This is a genomic window from Spirillospora sp. NPDC049652 (genome assembly GCF_040675125.1).
In the GTDB taxonomy this organism is placed as follows: Bacteria; Actinomycetota; Actinomycetes; order Streptosporangiales; family Streptosporangiaceae; genus Spirillospora.
The window spans coordinates 1-1129 of record NZ_JBFAOF010001536.1 but is presented as its reverse complement, the minus strand read 5'-3'; the positions used below and the strand labels follow the sequence as shown (position 1 = coordinate 1129).

General features: G+C 75.3%; 1 pseudogene. It reads left to right on the top strand.

Annotated features, from left to right (window positions below):
- Positions 1-1129: pseudogene (locus AB0J52_RS41735) on the top strand (hypothetical protein); the annotation flags it as partial.

Here is a 1129-nt window from a genome sequence, read left to right as displayed (position 1 = left end):
CTCGCCCGGCTCTGCGGCGGCCTGCCGATCGCGCTGCGCGTCTGCGGCGCCCGTCTGGTCACCCGGCGCAGGCAGGCCATCGGCAGGCTCTCGGCGGAACTGGCCGACGAGGAGCGGCGGCTCGCCAGGCTGACCGCGGAGGGGAGACCAGTGGTGGAAGCCGTGTTCGACGCCGCCTACGCCGACCTGCCGCCCGGGGCCGCCGCCCTCTACCGCGCCCTCGGCGCGTTTCCCGGTCCGGACTTCTCCGCCGAGCTCTGCGAGCTCATCACGGACGGTGAGGCTGGCGCGGAGGATGAGGCGGGCGCGGACGGGCCAGGCGGGGACGACGCGCTCGACGCGCTGCTGGAGTCGAGCCTGCTGGAGGAGGTCGACGAGGCCCGGTACCGGTTCCATGACCTCGTCCGCCTGCATGCCCAGTCGGTCGCGGACGAGTCCCGCGACCTGCGCCGCCGCTTCGCCACGTGGTACCTGCGAGAGGTGCAGGCGGCGGACTGGGCCGTCCTCGGCCGCCGCCTGCGGGTCTCCGCGCCGCCCGAGCCGGCCGAGAAGCGGGACGGGGCGCTCGCGTGGCTCGAGACCGAGAACGCGAACATCCTCGCCGTCGTCCGGATGGCCGCTGCCGAACGGTGGGACGAGCTGGTCTGGCGTTTCGCCGAGTCCCTCTGGGCGCTGTACGACTCCCACGCGCATCCCGCCGACGAACTGGAGGTCGCCCGCCTCGGCCTCGCCTCGGCCCGGCACCTGGACGACGATGTGGCGGAGGCCCGCATGCACACGCTGCTCGTCCGGGCGCTGCTGCGCGGCGGCAAGCTGGACGAGGCCGCCGCCGAACTGCCCGCCCTCACCCGCCTCGGCGAGGCGATCACGGCGGTGGACGTAGGGGACGAGGACGCGGAGGGGATGCGCCGGCGCGTCAACGCCGGGATCGTCGAGGCGGTCGGAATCGTCCGGCAGCGGCAGGGCGATCACGAGGCCGCTGTCGCCGCCTTCCGCCGCTCGCGGGACGTCAACGTCGACCTTCGGAACTGGCGCGGCGCGGCCTTGCACGGATACCTGCTGGCCGGGGCCCTCGTCGCCGCCGGCCGGCACGCCGAGGCCGTCAGCGAACTGGCGACCGCCGCGCGGG